Source organism: Nitratiruptor tergarcus DSM 16512 (assembly GCF_027946175.1).
Taxonomy (GTDB): domain Bacteria; phylum Campylobacterota; class Campylobacteria; order Campylobacterales; family Nitratiruptoraceae; genus Nitratiruptor; species Nitratiruptor tergarcus.
Window position 1 is genome coordinate 1,356,610 of the sequence record NZ_AP026671.1, and the last position, 17,509, is coordinate 1,374,118.

Below are 17,509 nucleotides of genomic sequence, written 5' to 3' on the forward strand. Positions count from 1 at the left end.
GTTTTTAAAAATCGCCCATTTCGTCCACAATATATCTAAACAGCCCAATTTTAGGGCATTACTGATATGGATGTAAGATAAAAAAACGTCCATAAATCGCCCATAATACACCCATAAACAATCCATATAGCCAACCTTCTATATGATGAAATCATTTCAATATAAATAAATGGACGTTTGCTGGATGATAAATGGACGATTAATGGGCGCAAAAAATATGAATCGTCCATATTTAAAACTACCATAAAATCGGTATTTCAAAAGGTTTATGGACGATATGGACGCAAAAAACAAAACATTTTTTCTATACTATAGTTTTAATCAATTTTCGTTTTATGTCTCATGGTATATTTATGTAAGGTATCAATCTCAAAAAAAGCGACATTTAGAAAAAAATTTGAATAATCGAGAGATGTTGGGGCGTTGGAGACCCCTAAGCTTATTGCAGCTGCAAAGAACCTAATTTCATTAGGATTTAACTCAGCTCATTCCACTTATTGGGTGAGTGTGTGCGTATTACTTCATGATTGATCCATCCAGTAGAACCGCAAGACATCGATAGTAGCTCACTCTTTATTGGATGAAATATGAAAGCCTTTTATTTGGATACTTAACTAAAAAATGCCAGGGGCTTGCACCACCGTCAAGCCCGATTATCCAGGAAGAACCTAAAGAGCTACAAACCGCTTTTAGGAATACTCCTATATGTGTCTTGATCTGCATAAGTTCAAACACATATGGCACTCTGAGAGGGAGAGTGAGGAGTGCAAATCAAATACACGTTGCCAGGGCTCAAAGGATATAAAAGATTAGAGAGGATATACTACAATTCGCTTATGATAAGCGAAGAGGCAAAAAGAAGAAAAAAGATATTGGAGTTTTGGGAAAAATATGGACTAGCAGCAACAACTGAAGCTTTTGGAGTAAGCAGAAGAACACTCTTTCGATGGAAAAAGAGTTTCAATGATGCAAATGGCGATATAAAAGCCTTAAATCCAAAATCACGCAAACCAAAAAGAGTAAGAGAGTCAAAAGTACCAAGAGAAGTTATTAATGAGATAAAGAGATTAAGAAAAGAGTATCCCAATATCGGCAAAGCAAAACTCTACCACCTGCTTAAACCTTTTTGTGAAGAAAAAGAACTTAAAACTCCCTCGGAATCCACAATAGGAAGAATAATCGCAAAAGCACCAGATACAATGAGACTTTTTCCCTACCGCATCGATACAAAAGGAAAAGTGAAACCAAAAAAGAAGACACAAAAAAACAGAAAACCAAAAAACCTCAAATCCAAACCATTTGAACTGTGGGCAGTCGATACCATCCAAATAGTATCAAACGGTATAAAACGATATATCCTTACTATGATTGACCCACTCACACGTATTGCATTCGCAGTGGCGATTCCATCCAAAAGAGCAAGACATACTGCATATGCTCTTGAAGCTTTAATTGATGGAATAACTTCCATCAAACAAAAACGTAAACTTGCAATTCTTTCAGATAATGGCAGTGAATTTAAAAAAGAGTTTGATGCTCTGCTTGAACAAAAAGGCTTTACACACTACTGGACATATCCAAGGAGCCCTAAAATGAATGCACACAATGAAAGATTCAATAGAACAATTCAAGAACAATTTATTCAATACTATGAAGATTTACTCTTTACAGATTTGGATGAATTCAATAAAAAATTAGCAAAATGGCTCATCGATTACAATACCAAAATACCACACTCTTCTCTTAATTTTAAATCTCCGGTACAATACCTTCTTGAAAATCATTATGAGTGCCATATGTATTGGACTTATACATGATCTATTTCATTTGGCTTTGATACGTTACAATAATCTATTGTATATTACAAAGTGCGATATATTGATTTTACAGCACAGTTTCATAGTATGTAAAGAGTTAAGCTAATGATTACAGCTGCAACGGTAAGCGATGCAAGGATCACTCCAGCTACTACCCCCTCGATAATTCCCTCTATTGTCGCTCTCAATGTATTTATGGCTCTCATATCTGCATTATAGCGTAGTGCCTTGGATGTCCACATAATGGACACCATGAGGCGCATTTTTGCAAAGGTACTGAGTAAAAAACAACGAGGCGGGTAGTGCAAGCCCCGACATTTTTTTAGCTGAAGTAAAAAATAAAAAGGTGATATATGAAAGAGGTATATGGTACTGATGCTGATCTTGGATGGTAGTTATATTTAGTCAACTCTTGGACTCAACAACAGCATAGAAGCCCCTACATTATCGGCTTTTGCAGAAGTTTACTAACTATAACCGAATTAACACTAACGCTATAACCAAAGGCAACGCAATGGAAGTTATCGTTTTGCTTATCATCTCCTACTTAATTGTGAGCATACTCCACGCAAGAGCCGAGTATGTACTTATCCCCCTGGTGTGGATCGTCTTGCTTGACTCCTCTAAAGAGGTAACTGCACTCACAATCTTTGCAGGAGTAACTCTATCCTTATTGGTGCTGGGCTGCTGCAAGATGGCAGACGACATAAAAAAATCCATTAAAAGATGGATGGCAAAAAACTTTTTTTAACTCTATTTACCAACTTTATTCACTCCTACTCTTTAAGGTTAAAAAAATAAAGATGTTTGAAAAGCATACTTTTCAATACTATTAGCCCCATTTTTTACCGCTTATAGACTTCAAAAATCTAAGTTTAAGGATACGAACCTTAAATGGATTGATTTTTATCTCTATTGATTAAGATTTATAACCATTTATAGATTTAGAAGCTTAATTCTTAAAAAAATGATATAGCTCTTTTGATTTATGATAATTGCTTATGATGTATATGTATTGATTTCGTTACTAATAATAGCATAATTCTATAATCATAGGAAAAGTTTATGAGTAGTTACAAGTTGTGATTAAAAAGAGGACACCCAGGAGGACACCCACCGCTTTCTTAAACTTTTCAAAACCCTCTAAAATATCGATTTTATGGTATGTCCCGGGCGGGATTCGAACCCACGACCTTCGGATTAGGAATCCGATGCTCTATCCTGCTGAGCTACCGGGACGCACAAACATATATTGTACCAGTAGGAGTAAAGGCACTATGAGGAGTATTTGGCTCGCTCTCTAAGCGATCACCTGGCTGTAATCTTATCGTCTTACCATCTTGTGTAATTTCTAAAACACCATCAATTATCCATCGCACTTCATAGTGTGGATGTGAATGCACTGGATAGCTTGTATGTGGCTCGTCATGCCATGTGAAGATATTGAAGAAACCCTCCTTTTGGAGAGTCTCTTTGATTGTTTTTTCGTCTCTTATACCGGTTTTTATAACCTTAGCCATTACGTTTTTTGATGATCTCATCTGCAACGTTTTTAGGTACCTCTTCATAATGATCAAATTCCATAGAGTAAGTACCTCGACCCTGTGTGAAAGATCGTAAATCAGTTGAATATCCAAACATCTCTGCAAGTGGAACCATAGCAGTTACGATTTTGTTACCTGCTCTATCTTCCATGCTTTGTACTTGACCACGTCTTCTGTTGATATCACCAATCACATCACCCATGTACTCTTCCGGAACTTCGACCTCTACTTTCATGATTGGCTCAAGAAGTACCGGATTTGCTTTTTTCGCTGCTTCTTTAAAAGCCATAGATCCAGCGATTTTAAATGCCATTTCACTAGAGTCAACATCGTGGTAGCTTCCATCATAAAGTGTAGCTTTTACATCAACTACTGGATATCCAGCTACAACACCGTTTTGCATTGCCTCTTGGATACCTTTATCAACTGCTGGGATATACTCTTTTGGAATAACACCACCGGTGATGTTGTTTACAAACTCATACCCTTTACCAGGCTCTTGTGGTTCAAGTTTGATAAATACATGACCATATTGACCACGACCACCAGACTGTTTTGCATATTTGTACTCTTGATCAACAGGAGCTTTGATAGTTTCTCTATATGCAACTTGTGGCTGACCAACTTCTGCATCTACTTTAAATTCACGCTTCATTCGATCAACGATGATTTCAAGGTGCAATTCGCCCATACCAGAAATAATTGTCTGACCAGTCTCTTCATCAGTATGAACTCTAAAGCTTGGATCCTCTTCTGCAAGTTTCGCTAATGCTGTAGCCATTTTCTCTTGGTCTGCTTTTGTTTTTGGCTCAACTGCAACAGAGATAACTGGCTCTGGGAACTCCATCTTTTCCAAAATAACTGGATGATTTTCATCACAAAGAGTATCACCAGTTAGTGTATATTTAAGTCCAACAACTGCACCAATCTCACCTGCTGGAAGCTCTTTAATCTCTTCACGCTTATTTGCATGCATTTTGAGAAGTCGACCAACGCGCTCTTTTTTCTCTTTTGTTGAGTTAAGTACATAGCTTCCGCTAGCAATCTGTCCTCTATAGACTCGAATGAATGAGAGCTGTCCAACAAATGGGTCTGTCATAATTTTGAATGCAAGTGCAGCAAATGGCCCATTGTCTGTAGATTCAACACTTACTTCCTCTCCCGTTTTTGGATCAATTCCTTTGATCCAGCTAACTTCTGTTGGGGCTGGAAGATAATCAACAACTGCATCAAGGAGTGTTTGTACCCCTTTATTTTTAAATGCACTACCACAAAGCATTGGCGTGATAGTCATATCTAGAGTACCTTTTTTGATACCTTTTTTGATCTCTTCTATTGTAAGCTCTTCACCACCAAGATATTTATCTAAAAGCTCTTCATCAGTTTCAGCAACAGCTTCGATAAGTTTTTCTCTATACTCTTCTGCTTTTTCTTTAAGATCTTCTGGGATATCGATTACTTCATATTTTGCTCCCATTGTCTCATCATCCCAGACAATTCCTTTCATCTCTACAAGATCAACAACTCCACGGAAGTTGTCTTCTGCACCTATAGGAATCTGAATAGGAACTGGATTAGCTTTGAGTCTTTCACGAATCTGATTTTCAACATTGAAAAAGTCTGCTCCAATTCTATCCATTTTGTTTACAAAAACGATTCTTGGAACATGGTATTTATTTGCCTGTCTCCATACTGTCTCAGACTGAGGCTGCACACCACCAACAGCACAAAAAACTGCTACAGCACCATCAAGAACACGCATACTTCGCTCAACTTCAATTGTAAAGTCCACGTGTCCTGGAGTATCGATAATGTTAATTTGGTGATCTTTCCAAAAACATGTAGTTGCAGCAGAAGTAATGGTGATACCGCGCTCTTTTTCCTGATCCATCCAGTCCATTGTCGCAGCACCTTCGTGCACCTCACCTATTTTATGAGAGATTCCTGTGTAGTAGAGAATTCGCTCTGTCGTAGTGGTTTTTCCTGCATCAATATGTGCAGCAATACCTATATTTCTAACCTTTTCTATAGGAGTCTTTCTTGCCATCTGTTATCCTTTATCGTTTTTGGAGAATTATGTTTTTATATGTGTAGTAACGAGAGAAGTTCTCTCGTTCTTTGAAGAAATCCGTAATATCGGTTTTTTTTACCATCTGTAGTGTGCAAATGCTTTATTGGCTTCTGCCATTTTGTAAGTATCTTCTTTCTTCTTATATGCTGCTCCGCGTTTATTCGCAGCATCAAGAAGTTCATTTGCCAAACGCTCAGCCATTGTACGTTCATTTCTGTTTCTGGCTGCATCCACTATCCATCTAATTGCTAGAGATTGTTGCCTTACTGGTCTTACTTCAACCGGTACTTGGTAAGTCGCCCCGCCTACTCTTCTACTTTTTACTTCAAGCAAAGGTTTAACATTTTCAATCGCTTCATTAAAGACATCAATACCTTTTGCTTCTTTGTCTTTTTCTTCAATTAACTTCAATGCATTGTAAAAAATCTTTTGTGCAACACTTTTCTTTCCGTCCCACATCAATTTATTAATAAACTTTGTTACCAATTTACTGCCATAAATAGGATCCGGCATTACTTCTCGTACTGGCGCTCTTCTTCTTCTCACTTCTAGCTCCCTTCAATTTTTTAATTTACTCAGACGACTAAGCCTCGCCTGTGGCTATGAGTGAGTCATTAAATCTCTTTAATTTCTCACTATTTTTTTACGATTATTTTGGTTTTTTAGTACCGTATTTTGATCGTGATTTCTTTCTGTTTGCAACACCCGCAGTATCGAGTGCTCCTCTAACAATGTGATATTTCACACCTGGTAAGTCTTTTACCCTACCACCACGTACTAGAACAATAGAGTGTTCTTGGAGGTTGTGACCTTCACCTGGAATATAGCTAATTACCTCATATCCTGAAGTAAGTCTTACCTTTGCAACTTTACGAAGTGCAGAGTTTGGTTTTTTAGGTGTAGTAGTATAAACTCTTGTACATACTCCTCTTCTTTGAGGGCATTTTACAAGAGCAGGCGATTTAGACTTTTTAATGACCTTTTTTCTCTCTTTTCTTACCAACTGGTTGATTGTAGGCACGTTCTCTTCCTTTCTCTAAAATTAGTGGCTAATTATATGGAAATTTAAATTATATTTAGCTTAAATTAAACTTTATATAAGTTTGACGAGGTTACTCCTCGCCACCTACTTTTATCTCTATATCCTCTTTACGATAAAGACCTGTACCCACAGGAATTAAACGACCAATAATAACGTTTTCTTTGAGATCTTCGAGATAATCTACTTTTGCACTAATGCTCGCTTCAGTAAGTACTTTTGTTGTATCTTGGAACGATGCTGCACTGATAACTGAGTCTGAACTTACTGCTGCACGTGTAATACCGACAAGTACCGGTTCCGCAATAGCCGGTTGTCCTCCAAGTCTTTGGATTCTTGCATTCTCTTTTCTAAACTCTTTTTTACTCACAAGATCGCCAGGGATAAATTTTGTATCCCCGCTGTCGAGAATTTTCACTTGTCTGAGCATTTGAGAAACAATTATTTCTATGTGTTTATCCGCAATGTTAACACCCTGGCGTCGATAGACTTGTTGAATCTCAGTGACCATGTAGTACATTAATGCTTTTTCACCAAGAGTACGTAAAATATCGTGACCACTTATTGTACCGTCTGTAAGTCTCTCACCAGCATGGACAAACTCGCCATTATGCACAAGAATTTGTCTGTTTTTATCGATTAAGTACTCTACTGTTTGTCCAGTATCTGCAGTTATGATAATACGTTGCTTACCGCGACTCGGTTTTCCAAAACTTACAACTCCATCAATTTCTGCCACAACTGCTGGATCTTTTGGACGTCTTGCTTCAAAGAGCTCACTTACTCTTGGAAGACCTCCTGTAATATCTCTCGATTTCGCAGCTGCTTTTGGTGTTTTTGCCAATGTTTGCGCTAACTTTACTTCTTGTCCGCTTTGCACATAGATAGCGGTTTTAGGCTCTAGTACATATCTAATTACATCACTACCATCTTTTGGTGCCAATACAATAGTTGGCTTATATTCAGGCGGAACATACTCGTTGATTGTCAGCCTTGTCTCACCAGTAAACTCATCAACCTGCTCGACAGCTGTTACACCTGCAATAACATCTTCAAATGTAACAACCCCCTCCTTTTCTGCAATAATTGGTATAGAGTATGGATCCCACTCTGCTATAACTGTTTTATCTGTTTTTGCAGGTACTGCAATAATGGTATCTTTCGATACTTTTTGGTTATCTTCTACCTCGATAATAGAGCCTCTTGCAATGTAGTGGCGCGCTGCTTCTCTTCCTTCCTCATCAGCAATGACAGCAAAAAGCCCTTTTTCATCTATCTTTTCACCTTTTTTCACTTCATGGAAGCGCTCAAGATAATCGCCTTTGAGTTTATAAAATTTCACTTCACCTTCTGCGCCACTGATAATTTTTTGCGTTACAGGAGCACCGTCACGCACTTTAAGTTCAGCTGCATATGGGATACGATTAGGAACATTCCATCCCTCTTTGATGATTTCAACAATGCTTTCGCCCTCTTTTACTTGCGTTCCACTCTCATAAGGAAGATAGAGTTTACCTTCTATTTTACCACTTACTCCAGCAAGCTCATTTGGTTTTGCAAAATCTCCCTTTTTAAAGCTATAGCGTACTTTCTCATCGCCATTTTGCAAAGTAATGAGCACTTCATCGTGAACACTCTTAATTTCAAGTGTACCATCAAAAAGTGCTTTTACTTTTGGCTCAACAAGTAAAACTCCTGCGTTACGTCTATTTGCAACAATAATTTTGCCATTTTCGGCTTCATATGTTTTGAGATTGTAGTAGCGTATAAAACCCTCTTTGGTTGCAACTACTTGTCGCTCTTCAGCTGCTCTACTAGCAGTACCACCAACGTGGAAAGTTCGTAGTGTCAACTGTGTTCCTGGCTCACCAATTGATTGTGCTGCAATAATTCCTACGGCTTCACCCGGTTTGACAAGTTTTCCTTCTCCCATATTGAGTCCATAACACTTCGCACAAACACCCTTTTCGGCTTTACAAGTAATAGGTGTACGAATAACAACGGACTTTATTCCTGCTTCCACAATTTTCTTCGTTTTCTCCTCATCAAGGAGTGTACCCTCTGCAAAGAGGATCTCTTTGGTAATAGGATCTATAACATCTTGTGCCAAAACGCGACCATAGATTCTATCTTCAAGCGGCTCAATAAGCTCGTTACCTACTGAGATCTCTGTAATCTCAACGCCTTCATGCGTTCCACAATCATCAATTGTAACTTTGACATTTTGTGCAACATCAACAAGTTTTCTTGTCAAATATCCTGCGTTTGCAGTTTTAAGAGCCGTATCTGCAAGACCCTTTCTTGCTCCGTGAGTTGAGATGAAATACTCTAAAACGTTAAGTCCCTCTTTAAAGTTAGAAATAATTGGTGTCTCAATAATAGTTCCATCAGGTTTTGCCATAAGCCCGCGCATACCAGCTAGCTGTCTAATCTGCGCTGAGCTACCACGTGCACCAGAGTCTGCCATCATATACACAGAGTTGAAACCATCTTTATCGTTTTTCATAAGCTCCATCATCTCATTTGCAACAGCATTTGTTGTATCTGTCCAAATATCGATAATTTTGTTATAGCGCTCTTGCTCTGTCAGTAAACCCGCTTGGAACTGCTGTTGGATCTCTTTTACTTTTCTTTTTGCCTCTTCGATGAGTTTTTTCTTCGCCTCAGGCACTTTGATATCGTATGCACTAATTGAAATCCCTGTAAGAGTAGAGTATTTAAATCCAAGCTCTTTGAGATTATCCAAAAATTCAGCTGTAATTTTTGGTCCAGCCTCTTTAAATACATAATCAACAAGTGTAGCAATATCTTTTTTCTTCAATACCCTATTCCATAAATCCACTGGAACAAAATCTGGCAATATAGATTTTATAATGAGGCGTCCTGCAGTAGTATAGACTACATGTCCATCTACTTTTGTACGTACTTTTGCATTTATATCGAGATTTCCAGACTCTAATGCAATCATAATCTCATCAACATCTGCAAAAAGCTTATTTGTACCCTTTACTCCCTCTTTCTCTTTAGAAAGATAGTAGATACCAAGTACCATATCTTGCGTTGGTACTGCAATTGCACGTCCTGATGCAGGAAGCAAGATGTTCATGGAGCTGAGCATCAATATTTTACACTCAGCAATCGCCTCTTCAGTCAAAGGCACATGCACTGCCATCTGGTCGCCATCAAAGTCTGCGTTGAATGCAGAACAGACAAGTGGATGGAGTTGAATAGCTTTCCCATCGATGAGGACTGGGTGAAATGCCTGGATTGATAGTTTATGGAGTGTCGGTGCACGGTTGAGAAGTACAGGATACTCCTCAACTATCTCTTGGAGGCACTCCCATACTTCATTTTCTCTATCTTCTATCATCTTTTTAGCAGTTTTGAGGGTTGTTGCATAACCCTTTTCTTCGAGTTTTGCAAGAAGATGAGGTTTGAAAAGTTCCAAAGCCATCAGTTTTGGAAGACCACACTGATCCATACGCAAGTTTGGTCCAACTACAATAACGGAACGTCCTGAAAAATCGACACGTTTACCAAGAAGGTTTTGGCGAAAACGTCCCTGTTTTCCTTTGATAATTTCACTCAAAGATTTGAGTGGTCTCTTGTTTGCACCTTTTACTGCATTTCCACGGCGACCATTATCGATCAAAGCATCGACTGCTTCTTGAAGCATTCTCTTTTCATTGCGTACAATAATCTCAGGTGCATCAAGATCTAAAAGACGTTTGAGACGTTGGTTACGGTTAATTACACGGCGATAGAGATCATTGACATCACTTACTGCAAATTTTCCTCCATCTAGTGCCACAAGCGGACGCAAATCTGGTGGAAGTACAGGAATGACTGTAAGCATCATCCATTCAGGTTTGTTTCCACTATTGAGAAAACTCTCAATGACTTTGAGTCTTTTTACAACTGTTTTTCTTTTGGCTTCAGAGGTGGTATTGCGCATCTCCTCTTTAAGCTGCTCAAAAGCTTCAATGAGATCGAACTCCTCAAGCAGCTCTTTTACAACTTCTCCTCCCATACGCGCATCAAAACCTGTATCGCCAAAATGCTGCATCAATTGCTGATACTGCTCTTCATTTAAAACATCATACTTTTTAACAGGGTTTTTCTTCTCAAAATCGTAGTAAGCTTCACCTGGCTCTTTTACGATATAAGCCTCATAGTAAAGAACCCTCTCAAGGTCTTTCATTTTCACGCCAAGCAAGGTTCCAATACGGCTTGGCAAAGAGTTGACATACCAAATATGTGCTACAGGAGTAACAAGCTCAATATGTCCCATGCGGCTACGGCGCACTTTACTGACAGTCACTTCAACGCCACACTTTTCACACACAACGCCTTTGTAGCGCATCTTTTTATATTTACCGCACAGACACTCATAATCTTTGATTGGACCGAAAATTTTTGCGCAAAAGAGTCCATCACGTTCAGGTTTGAGCGTACGGTAGTTGATTGTTTCTGGTTTTTTTACCTCACCATGAGACCAACTAAGAATCTTTTCTGGACTTGCAAGGCGAAACTGGATCGCCTGGATATCTTTTGGTCGTTGCTCTTCACCTATTTCAATTGGAATCAGTCTCTTCATCTTCTTTTTCCTCATTTAAAATTTCTACATCAATTCCTAGTGCTTGCAACTCTTTTGTTAAAACGAACAGTGTTTCTGGAATTCCTGGCTCTGGAATCGGCTCAGACTTAGTAATAGCTTTATAAGCAGCTACACGCCCCTCTACATCATCTGATTTGATAGTAAGCATCTCTTTGAGCGTATGGGCTGCACCATGCGCTTCAAGTGCCCAAACTTCCATCTCACCAAATCTTTGCCCACCAAAGAGTGCTTTACCACCTACTGGTTGCTGTGTAACAAGTGAGTATGGTCCAGTGGAGCGAGCGTGAACTTTTTCATCTACTAAGTGATGGAGTTTAAGCATGTACATATATCCTACATTAACACGCTCTTTAAACTTCTCACCTGTGCGCCCATCATAAAGCTCTGTTTTGCCGTCAAGATCCATTTTTGCCATTTCATAGAGTTTTTGGAACTCTCCAGCAGTTACACCTTCAAAAACAGGTGTAGCAAATTTTACACCTTTGCTCCAATCTCGTGCATATTTGATAAGTTCATCATCACTCATCTTCTCGATTGTCTCTTTAGCATTCATGAGTTTTGCCACGTCGGCAATCTCAATCATTTTAGCACGCAACTCATTGATAAAATCTGCTCTTTTAGCCTCAAAAATCTCTTGAATCTGCTCACCAAGACGCTTTCCAATAAGTCCTAAGTGTACTTCGAGAATCTGTCCAATATTCATACGTGATGGAACCCCAAGAGGGTTAAGTACAATATCTACAATGCGACCATCTTTTGTATATGGCATATCGGTTTCAGGGACAATAACAGAGACGATACCTTTGTTACCGTGACGCCCCGCCATCTTATCACCTACTTTGAGCTTTCGCTTTGTCGCGATAAAGACTTTCACAAGTTTTACAACGCCACTTGGTAAGATATCCTCTTTTTCTAAGATTGAAAGCTTCTCTTCATGCTCTTCTGTAAGTTTTCTCTTTTCGTTTTGGAAATGTGTTTTTATCTTGTTATAACGAGCTTGTACCTCGGCTGGATAGGATTTTACAAGTGCATTGAGCGCAAATCTATTGATACTACTGAGCTCCTCTTTTGAAATAACTTCGCCCGCTTTAAACTCTTTATCTTTGATTTTTGCATCTTTTTCTAAAGGCTCTTTAGAAAGGAGTGAAATGATTTTGAGCATCTCTTCTCTATCTATCATCAAGAGCTTATCATGATGCTCTTTTGAAAGCTTCTCCTTCTCCTCTTCATAGGCTTTGATGCTGCGAGGATCTTTTTCATACCCTTTTTTGGTAAAAATCTTCACATCTACCACAACCCCTTCCATAGATTGTGGGCAGTAGAGTGATTTATTGACAACATGACCCGCTTTTTCCCCAAAGATTGCGCGCAAGAGTCTTTCTTCTGGGCTTGGACGTACTTCTCCTTTTGGAGATACTTTTCCTACAAGGATCATTCCTGGCTTCACATATGTACCAACTTTGACAATACCACTCTCATCAAGGTGCGCAATCTCTTCCTCTTTGACATTTGGAATATCACGAGTAATCTCTTCTACACCATGTTTGAGCTCTCTTGCTTCAACCTCTTTTTCATAAATATGCACTGATGTAAACTCATCATCGCGAATAATACGCTCACTCACAACAATAGCATCCTCGAAGTTATACCCATTCCAAGGCATAAAGGCTACGAGCATACTTTTACCAAGGGCAAGTTCAGCATTGTCCATGTTTGGACCATCAGTAATTACTTGTCCCGCTTCTACATAATCACCTTTTTTGACAATTGGCTTTTGTGTAAAGCAGGTATTTTGGTTAGTTCTGAGATTCTTTTGGAGTTTATAGTGATCGATATATGCTCCATCTTCATCTTCCCCAAGAATATAGATATTTTCATTATCGATCTTTTCTACTACTCCACTCCTTTTAGCGCGAATAGACTCCCAAGCATCTCGCGCCACTACTTTTTCCATACCAGTTCCCACCATTGGCGCTTCAGTTTTGAGAAGTGGTACAGCTTGGCGCTGCATGTTTGAACCCATCAAAGCCCTGTTCGCATCATCATGCTCCAAAAATGGAATGAGACTCGCAGCAACACCAACTACCATGCGCGGAGTGAGGTCAATAAGCTCTACTTTACTTTTTTCAACTAAGATAATCTCTCCATCTTTTCTTGCTTCTACATAATCACCTTTAATCTCATTGCCATCAATAATCTCGGTATTGGCTGGAGCAATAATTTTTCCCTCTTCTTGTGCCGCTGTGAGATAGACGATCTCATCAGTTATTTTTCCATCTTTTACAACTTTGTAAGCTGCTTCAATAAATCCAAGATCATTTACTTTCGCATAAGTGGAGAGAGTATTGATAAGACCAATATTTTGGCCTTCTGGTGTCTCAATAGGACAAATTCTTCCATAGTGTGTCGGGTGAACGTCACGCACTTCAAACCCAGCACGCTCTTTAACAAGTCCCCCTTCACCAAGAGCAGAGAGACGTCTTTTGTGTGTGATTTCGCTGAGTGGATTTGTTTGATCCATAAATTGAGAAAGCTGCCCTGTTGCAAAAAACTCTAAAACAGTATTTGTAATCATTTTTGAGTTTATGAGATCGTGTGGCATAAGCTCATCTAAATTGCCACTTATTGTGGTCATTTTATCACGAATTGCTTTTTGCATCTTCACTAGACCAGAGTGAAGTTCATTTGCCAAAAGCTCACCAATTGCTCGAATACGTCTGTTTCCAAGGTGGTCGCGATCGTCAATACGTCCCTGCCCATTTTTTACTTTTATGAGATACTGTACTGTCTTTATGATATCTTCGCTTGTAAGTACAGTTACATATTGAGGAACATTGAGATCGAGCTTATGGTTCATTTTCATTCTACCCACACGGGTAATATCATTTTTTTCTGGATTAAAGAAGAGATCTTTTACAAAGGCTTTGGCAGTCTCTTTTGTAACAGGCTCTCCAGGGCGCATTACTTTATATATTCTAATAGCTGCAAGATCATTTTCATCTTCTATGCCTTCTGTCTGTTTGAGAAGCTTCAGACTCTCTTGATCAGCAAGAAATGAATTGATAATTGCCTTATCTTTTCCAACTGCCAAATCGTTGACAATTTCAAATTCAGTAATTCCGCTTTCAATAATTTTTTTGAGTTTTGTCTCATCAAGGTTGGTCAATGTATCAAAAAGTACTTCGCCACTTGTTTGATCAATTATTGGTGCAGCAAGATAGCGATCCATCAAAACTTCAAGAGGAAATTCTACATATTGCAGCCCCTCTTCAATAAGTTTTTGGGCTTTTTTCTTAGTAAGGCGCTTACCCTCTTCTATAATAAGATTGCCTTTTTCGTCGCGAACCTCAAATTCTACTCTACCGATAAAATCTTCTGGTTTAAATTCAATTAAAAATTTATTATCTTTTGCAATTATCTTTGTAATAGGATAAAAAAGTTTTAAAATATCTTGTTTTGTATATCCAAGTGCTCGAAAGAGAATAGTAGAAGGGATTTTTCTTCTTTTATTGATACGTACATACAAAATATCTTTAGGATCATATTCAAAGTAAAGCCATGCTCCACGATCTGGAATAATTTGCGCAGTATCAATCATAGTTCCACTAGAAGTCGTGGCTTCTTCCTCTTTAAATATAACGCCAGGACTACGATGGAGCTGGTTTACAACAACACGCTCAACACCATTAATAATAAAAGAGGTTCTATCAGTCATGTAAGGAATGTCACGAACATAAATGGCTTGTTCTTTGACATCTTTCACACCAATTTTCTCTCCCGTTTTCTCATCGCGCTCCCAAAGTACAAGCCGAATGTTCATTTTTAGTGAAACGCTATATGTAATGCCACGTTCCATACATTCGCGAATTGTATATTTTGGTTTAACAATTTCGCTTCCAGCATATTCAAGCGAAATTCTATTTTGTGGATCATGGATAGGGAAAATTGATCTAAAAACCTTTTCAATACCGCTATTTTCTCTATCTTTGGCATTTGCCATTAAGAAGTTTTCATAACTGCTTTTTTGAAGTTGTAAAAGGTTTGGAACCTCTAAGTCTTGGGGGATTTTGGAAAAATCTACCCTGAGTCTGCTTCCGGATTTTAAACTATTTAGCATAGGCTAACCTCATTTTCGTAGTTTTTACCGCATGGTATATGTAGAAGGGGGAGTATTTTATCGCAAATTTGTTTAAGAAGAGGAAAGCTTCCTCTTCTAAGTATTTATTGAAAGTCTTATTTAATTTCTACTTTAGCGCCAGCTTCTTCGAATTGTTTTTTAAGCTCTTCAGCCTCTTCTTTGCTTACACCCTCTTTAATTGTAGTTGGTGTATTTTCTGCAGCTTCTTTAGCCTCTTTAAGTCCAAGACCAGTTACTTGTCTAATAACTTTAATAGTATTAATTTTCTTAGGACCAGCATCAGTCAATACTACGTCAAATTCAGTTTTTTCTTCTGCAGCAGCACCACCTTCAGCACCACCAGCAGCTACAGCTCCAGCAACTACAGTTGGTTGTGCGCTAACACCAAATTTCTCTTCAAACTCTTTTACAAGTTCACTAAGTTCCAAAACACTAAGGTTTGAGATATATTCGATTACATCTTCTCTTGTACAAGCCATTCTTCTCTCCTTTTATTTTTTTAGCTTTCTTTTTGTTGTCTTATATTTTCAAGAACAGTAACAAAGTTTTGTTTAGGCGCATTCCATACATAGAGGAGATTGCGCAATGGAGCAGTCCATACAGACAAAAGCATTCCAAGTAGCTCTTCTTTGCTTGGAAGCTTGCTATAAGCTTCAATTTTGCTCGCATCAGCAACTTCGCCTTCAAAATAGCCCTGTTTGATTTTGAAGTTCTCTTTGTGCTCTTTAGCAAAATCAGTTACAGTTTTGGCAAGATCTACCAAATCATCTCCCCAAACCAAAACGTTTGTCTCTTTGAGCACAAAGTCTTCAACACCGTTGTTTTTAAGAGCAATCATTGCTAGAGTGTTTTTTACAACTCTGACTTTGAGCCCTTTTTCCTTTGCTGCGCGTCGGAGTGATTCAAGTTCAGCAACACTCATCCCTTTATAATCACAATCGACGATCGCGGCAGCATTTTTGAACTCTTCGGTGAGGTAAGATACAACCTCTTCTTTTTGGCTACGTGTCAAATTTTTTTACCTCCTTTCCGACAGAAGACTTCAAGCAGGTCTTATGGATGCCCGCTATCTTCAGTCTAAGATAAACTACGCTTTAATATCCATTAACTCTTGTGGATTAAGTTCTACCGCAGGGCTCATTGTCAACGATAATGCAGCATGGCGAATATAACGTCCTTTTGCAGCAGCAGGTTTGAGTTTATTAATTTGTGCAACAAAAGCTTCGAGATTCTCTTTTAAAGCTTCAGGTGAGAAACTTGCTTTGCCAATACCAGCATGAATGTTTCCCTTTTTATCAACTCTAAAATTTACTTGACCCGCTTTTGCATTTTTTACTGCTTTACACACATCCATTGTAACAGTACCAGTTTTAGGGTTTGGCATAAGGCCTTTAGGTCCTAAAATTCTACCGATTTTTCCAACTAAACCCATCATGTCTGGAGTTGCTATAGCAATATCAAAATTTATATTTCCATTTTGGATCTCTTCAACTAAATCTTCAGCACCAACTATGTCAGCACCACACTCTTTTGCCTCATCTGCTTTTGCACCTTTAGCAAAAACAGCAACTCTTACAGTTTTACCTGTTCCGTGAGGTAAAACTACTGAACCTCGTACCATCTGATCAGCATGTCTAGGATCAACTCCGAGTCTGAGAGCAAGTTCAACAGTTTCATCAAATTTAGCAGATTTTAGATCTTTTACTTTCTCTACTGCTTCTTCTACTGAATAAAGTTTACCTTTTTCAATTTTATTTAATAGTTCTTGATATCTTTTAGAATGTTTTTTCGCCATTATTCACTCCGCATAATTTTTTTGCTACCACTTTATTTGAGATCCAGTGGTTGGGATCAATCTACTATTTCAACACCCATACTTCTGCAACTACCTGCAATAATGCGCTTTGCAGCTTCTATATCAGTAGTATTAAGATCAGGCATTTTTGTTTTTGCAATCTCTTCAAGTTGTGCTTGTGTTATTTTGCCTACTTTATTTTTAAGCGGGTTGTCACTCCCTTTTTGAATACCTGCAGCTTTTTTAATCAAGTCAGTTGCAGGGGGCTGTTTTGTAACAAATGTAAAGCTTCTATCACTGTATACAGTTATAACAACGGGGATATTAAACCCCATCATATCTTTTGTTTTTTCATTAAAAGCTTTACAAAATTCCATAATGTTCACACCACGCTGTCCAAGGGCTGGACCAACTGGAGGTGATGGATTGGCTTTACCAGCCGGAATTTGCAGTTTAAATTGGTCTACTATTTTCTTTGCCATTTTCT

At 38.5% G+C, this 17,509-nt stretch carries 12 protein-coding genes and 1 tRNA gene; 2 read left to right on the forward strand and 11 right to left on the reverse strand.

Going from position 1 to position 17,509, the window contains the following annotated elements; genetic code table 11:
- Nucleotides 1–764: 764 nt before the first annotated feature.
- Both NITER_RS07075 and NITER_RS07080 read left to right on the forward strand, forming a co-directional pair.
- A complete protein-coding gene (locus NITER_RS07075) occupies nt 765–1,817 on the forward strand; it encodes an integrase core domain-containing protein (RefSeq protein ID WP_281847556.1) in 1,053 nt (350 codons plus the stop codon).
- Between the two features lie 514 nt (nt 1,818–2,331).
- On the forward strand, nt 2,332–2,568 hold the full coding sequence (locus NITER_RS07080; RefSeq protein ID WP_084275208.1) for a hypothetical protein: 237 nt from the start codon (nt 2,332–2,334) through the stop codon (nt 2,566–2,568).
- 414 nt (nt 2,569–2,982) lie between these two features.
- Here NITER_RS07080 and NITER_RS07085 read toward each other — a convergent pair.
- The 11 genes from NITER_RS07085 to rplK all read right to left on the reverse strand — a co-directional run bounded on the left by NITER_RS07085 (nt 2,983) and on the right by rplK (nt 17,504).
- Nucleotides 2,983–3,056, reverse strand: a tRNA-Arg gene (locus tag NITER_RS07085).
- Entirely contained in the window at nt 3,047–3,337 is a 291-nt protein-coding gene (locus NITER_RS07090; RefSeq protein ID WP_084275207.1) for a cupin domain-containing protein, read from the reverse strand. Before NITER_RS07090 ends, NITER_RS07085 begins: the two co-directional genes overlap by 10 nt.
- Nucleotides 3,330–5,408: an elongation factor G gene (gene fusA / locus NITER_RS07095; RefSeq protein ID WP_084275206.1), complete on the reverse strand. Its 2,079-nt coding sequence runs from the start codon at nt 5,406–5,408 to the stop codon at nt 3,330–3,332. The genes NITER_RS07090 and fusA overlap by 8 nt, the downstream gene beginning before the upstream one ends.
- A gap of 99 nt (nt 5,409–5,507) precedes the next feature.
- On the reverse strand, nt 5,508–5,978 hold the full coding sequence (gene rpsG / locus NITER_RS07100; protein ID WP_084275205.1) for a 30S ribosomal protein S7: 471 nt from the start codon (nt 5,976–5,978) through the stop codon (nt 5,508–5,510).
- 103 nt (nt 5,979–6,081) lie between these two features.
- Nucleotides 6,082–6,453, reverse strand: a complete 372-nt coding sequence (gene rpsL, locus NITER_RS07105) for a 30S ribosomal protein S12 (protein ID WP_084275204.1) — start codon at nt 6,451–6,453, stop codon at nt 6,082–6,084.
- Nucleotides 6,454–6,544: 91 nt separating this feature from the next.
- Complete coding sequence (rpoC, locus tag NITER_RS07110; protein ID WP_084275203.1) at nt 6,545–11,068, reverse strand: DNA-directed RNA polymerase subunit beta'; 4,524 nt, start codon at nt 11,066–11,068, stop codon at nt 6,545–6,547.
- The gene (rpoB, locus tag NITER_RS07115) at nt 11,046–15,206 is read right to left on the reverse strand and encodes a DNA-directed RNA polymerase subunit beta (protein WP_084275202.1); all 4,161 of its coding nucleotides are present in this window, start codon (nt 15,204–15,206) and stop codon (nt 11,046–11,048) included. The genes rpoC and rpoB overlap by 23 nt, the downstream gene beginning before the upstream one ends.
- Before the next feature lie 116 nt (nt 15,207–15,322).
- Nucleotides 15,323–15,706 carry a 50S ribosomal protein L7/L12 gene (gene rplL / locus NITER_RS07120; protein ID WP_084275201.1) on the reverse strand — a complete coding sequence of 128 codons (384 nt, stop codon included), beginning with the start codon at nt 15,704–15,706 and terminating at the stop codon, nt 15,323–15,325.
- 20 nt (nt 15,707–15,726) lie between these two features.
- Nucleotides 15,727–16,239 carry a 50S ribosomal protein L10 gene (gene rplJ / locus NITER_RS07125; protein WP_084275200.1) on the reverse strand — a complete coding sequence of 171 codons (513 nt, stop codon included), beginning with the start codon at nt 16,237–16,239 and terminating at the stop codon, nt 15,727–15,729.
- A 75-nt stretch (nt 16,240–16,314) separates the two neighbouring features.
- Nucleotides 16,315–17,022, reverse strand: a complete 708-nt coding sequence (gene rplA, locus NITER_RS07130) for a 50S ribosomal protein L1 (RefSeq protein ID WP_084275199.1) — start codon at nt 17,020–17,022, stop codon at nt 16,315–16,317.
- Nucleotides 17,023–17,078: 56 nt separating this feature from the next.
- Nucleotides 17,079–17,504 carry a 50S ribosomal protein L11 gene (gene rplK, locus NITER_RS07135; protein WP_084275198.1) on the reverse strand — a complete coding sequence of 142 codons (426 nt, stop codon included), beginning with the start codon at nt 17,502–17,504 and terminating at the stop codon, nt 17,079–17,081.
- Nucleotides 17,505–17,509 lie beyond the last annotated feature (5 nt).

Excerpts from the sequence above, each read along its gene's own strand:
- rplK (WP_084275198.1), bottom strand. The coding sequence starts at position 17,504 with ATGGCAAAGAAAATAGTAGACCAATTTAAACTGCAAATTCCGGCTGGT.
- fusA (WP_084275206.1), bottom strand. The coding sequence starts at position 5,408 with ATGGCAAGAAAGACTCCTATAGAAAAGGTTAGAAATATAGGTATTGCT.
- NITER_RS07080 (WP_084275208.1), top strand. The coding sequence starts at position 2,332 with ATGGAAGTTATCGTTTTGCTTATCATCTCCTACTTAATTGTGAGCATA.
- NITER_RS07090 (WP_084275207.1), bottom strand. The coding sequence starts at position 3,337 with ATGGCTAAGGTTATAAAAACCGGTATAAGAGACGAAAAAACAATCAAA.
- rplA (WP_084275199.1), bottom strand. The coding sequence starts at position 17,022 with ATGGCGAAAAAACATTCTAAAAGATATCAAGAACTATTAAATAAAATT.
- rpoB (WP_084275202.1), bottom strand. The coding sequence starts at position 15,206 with ATGCTAAATAGTTTAAAATCCGGAAGCAGACTCAGGGTAGATTTTTCC.
- rpoC (WP_084275203.1), bottom strand. The coding sequence starts at position 11,068 with ATGAAGAGACTGATTCCAATTGAAATAGGTGAAGAGCAACGACCAAAA.
- rplL (WP_084275201.1), bottom strand. The coding sequence starts at position 15,706 with ATGGCTTGTACAAGAGAAGATGTAATCGAATATATCTCAAACCTTAGT.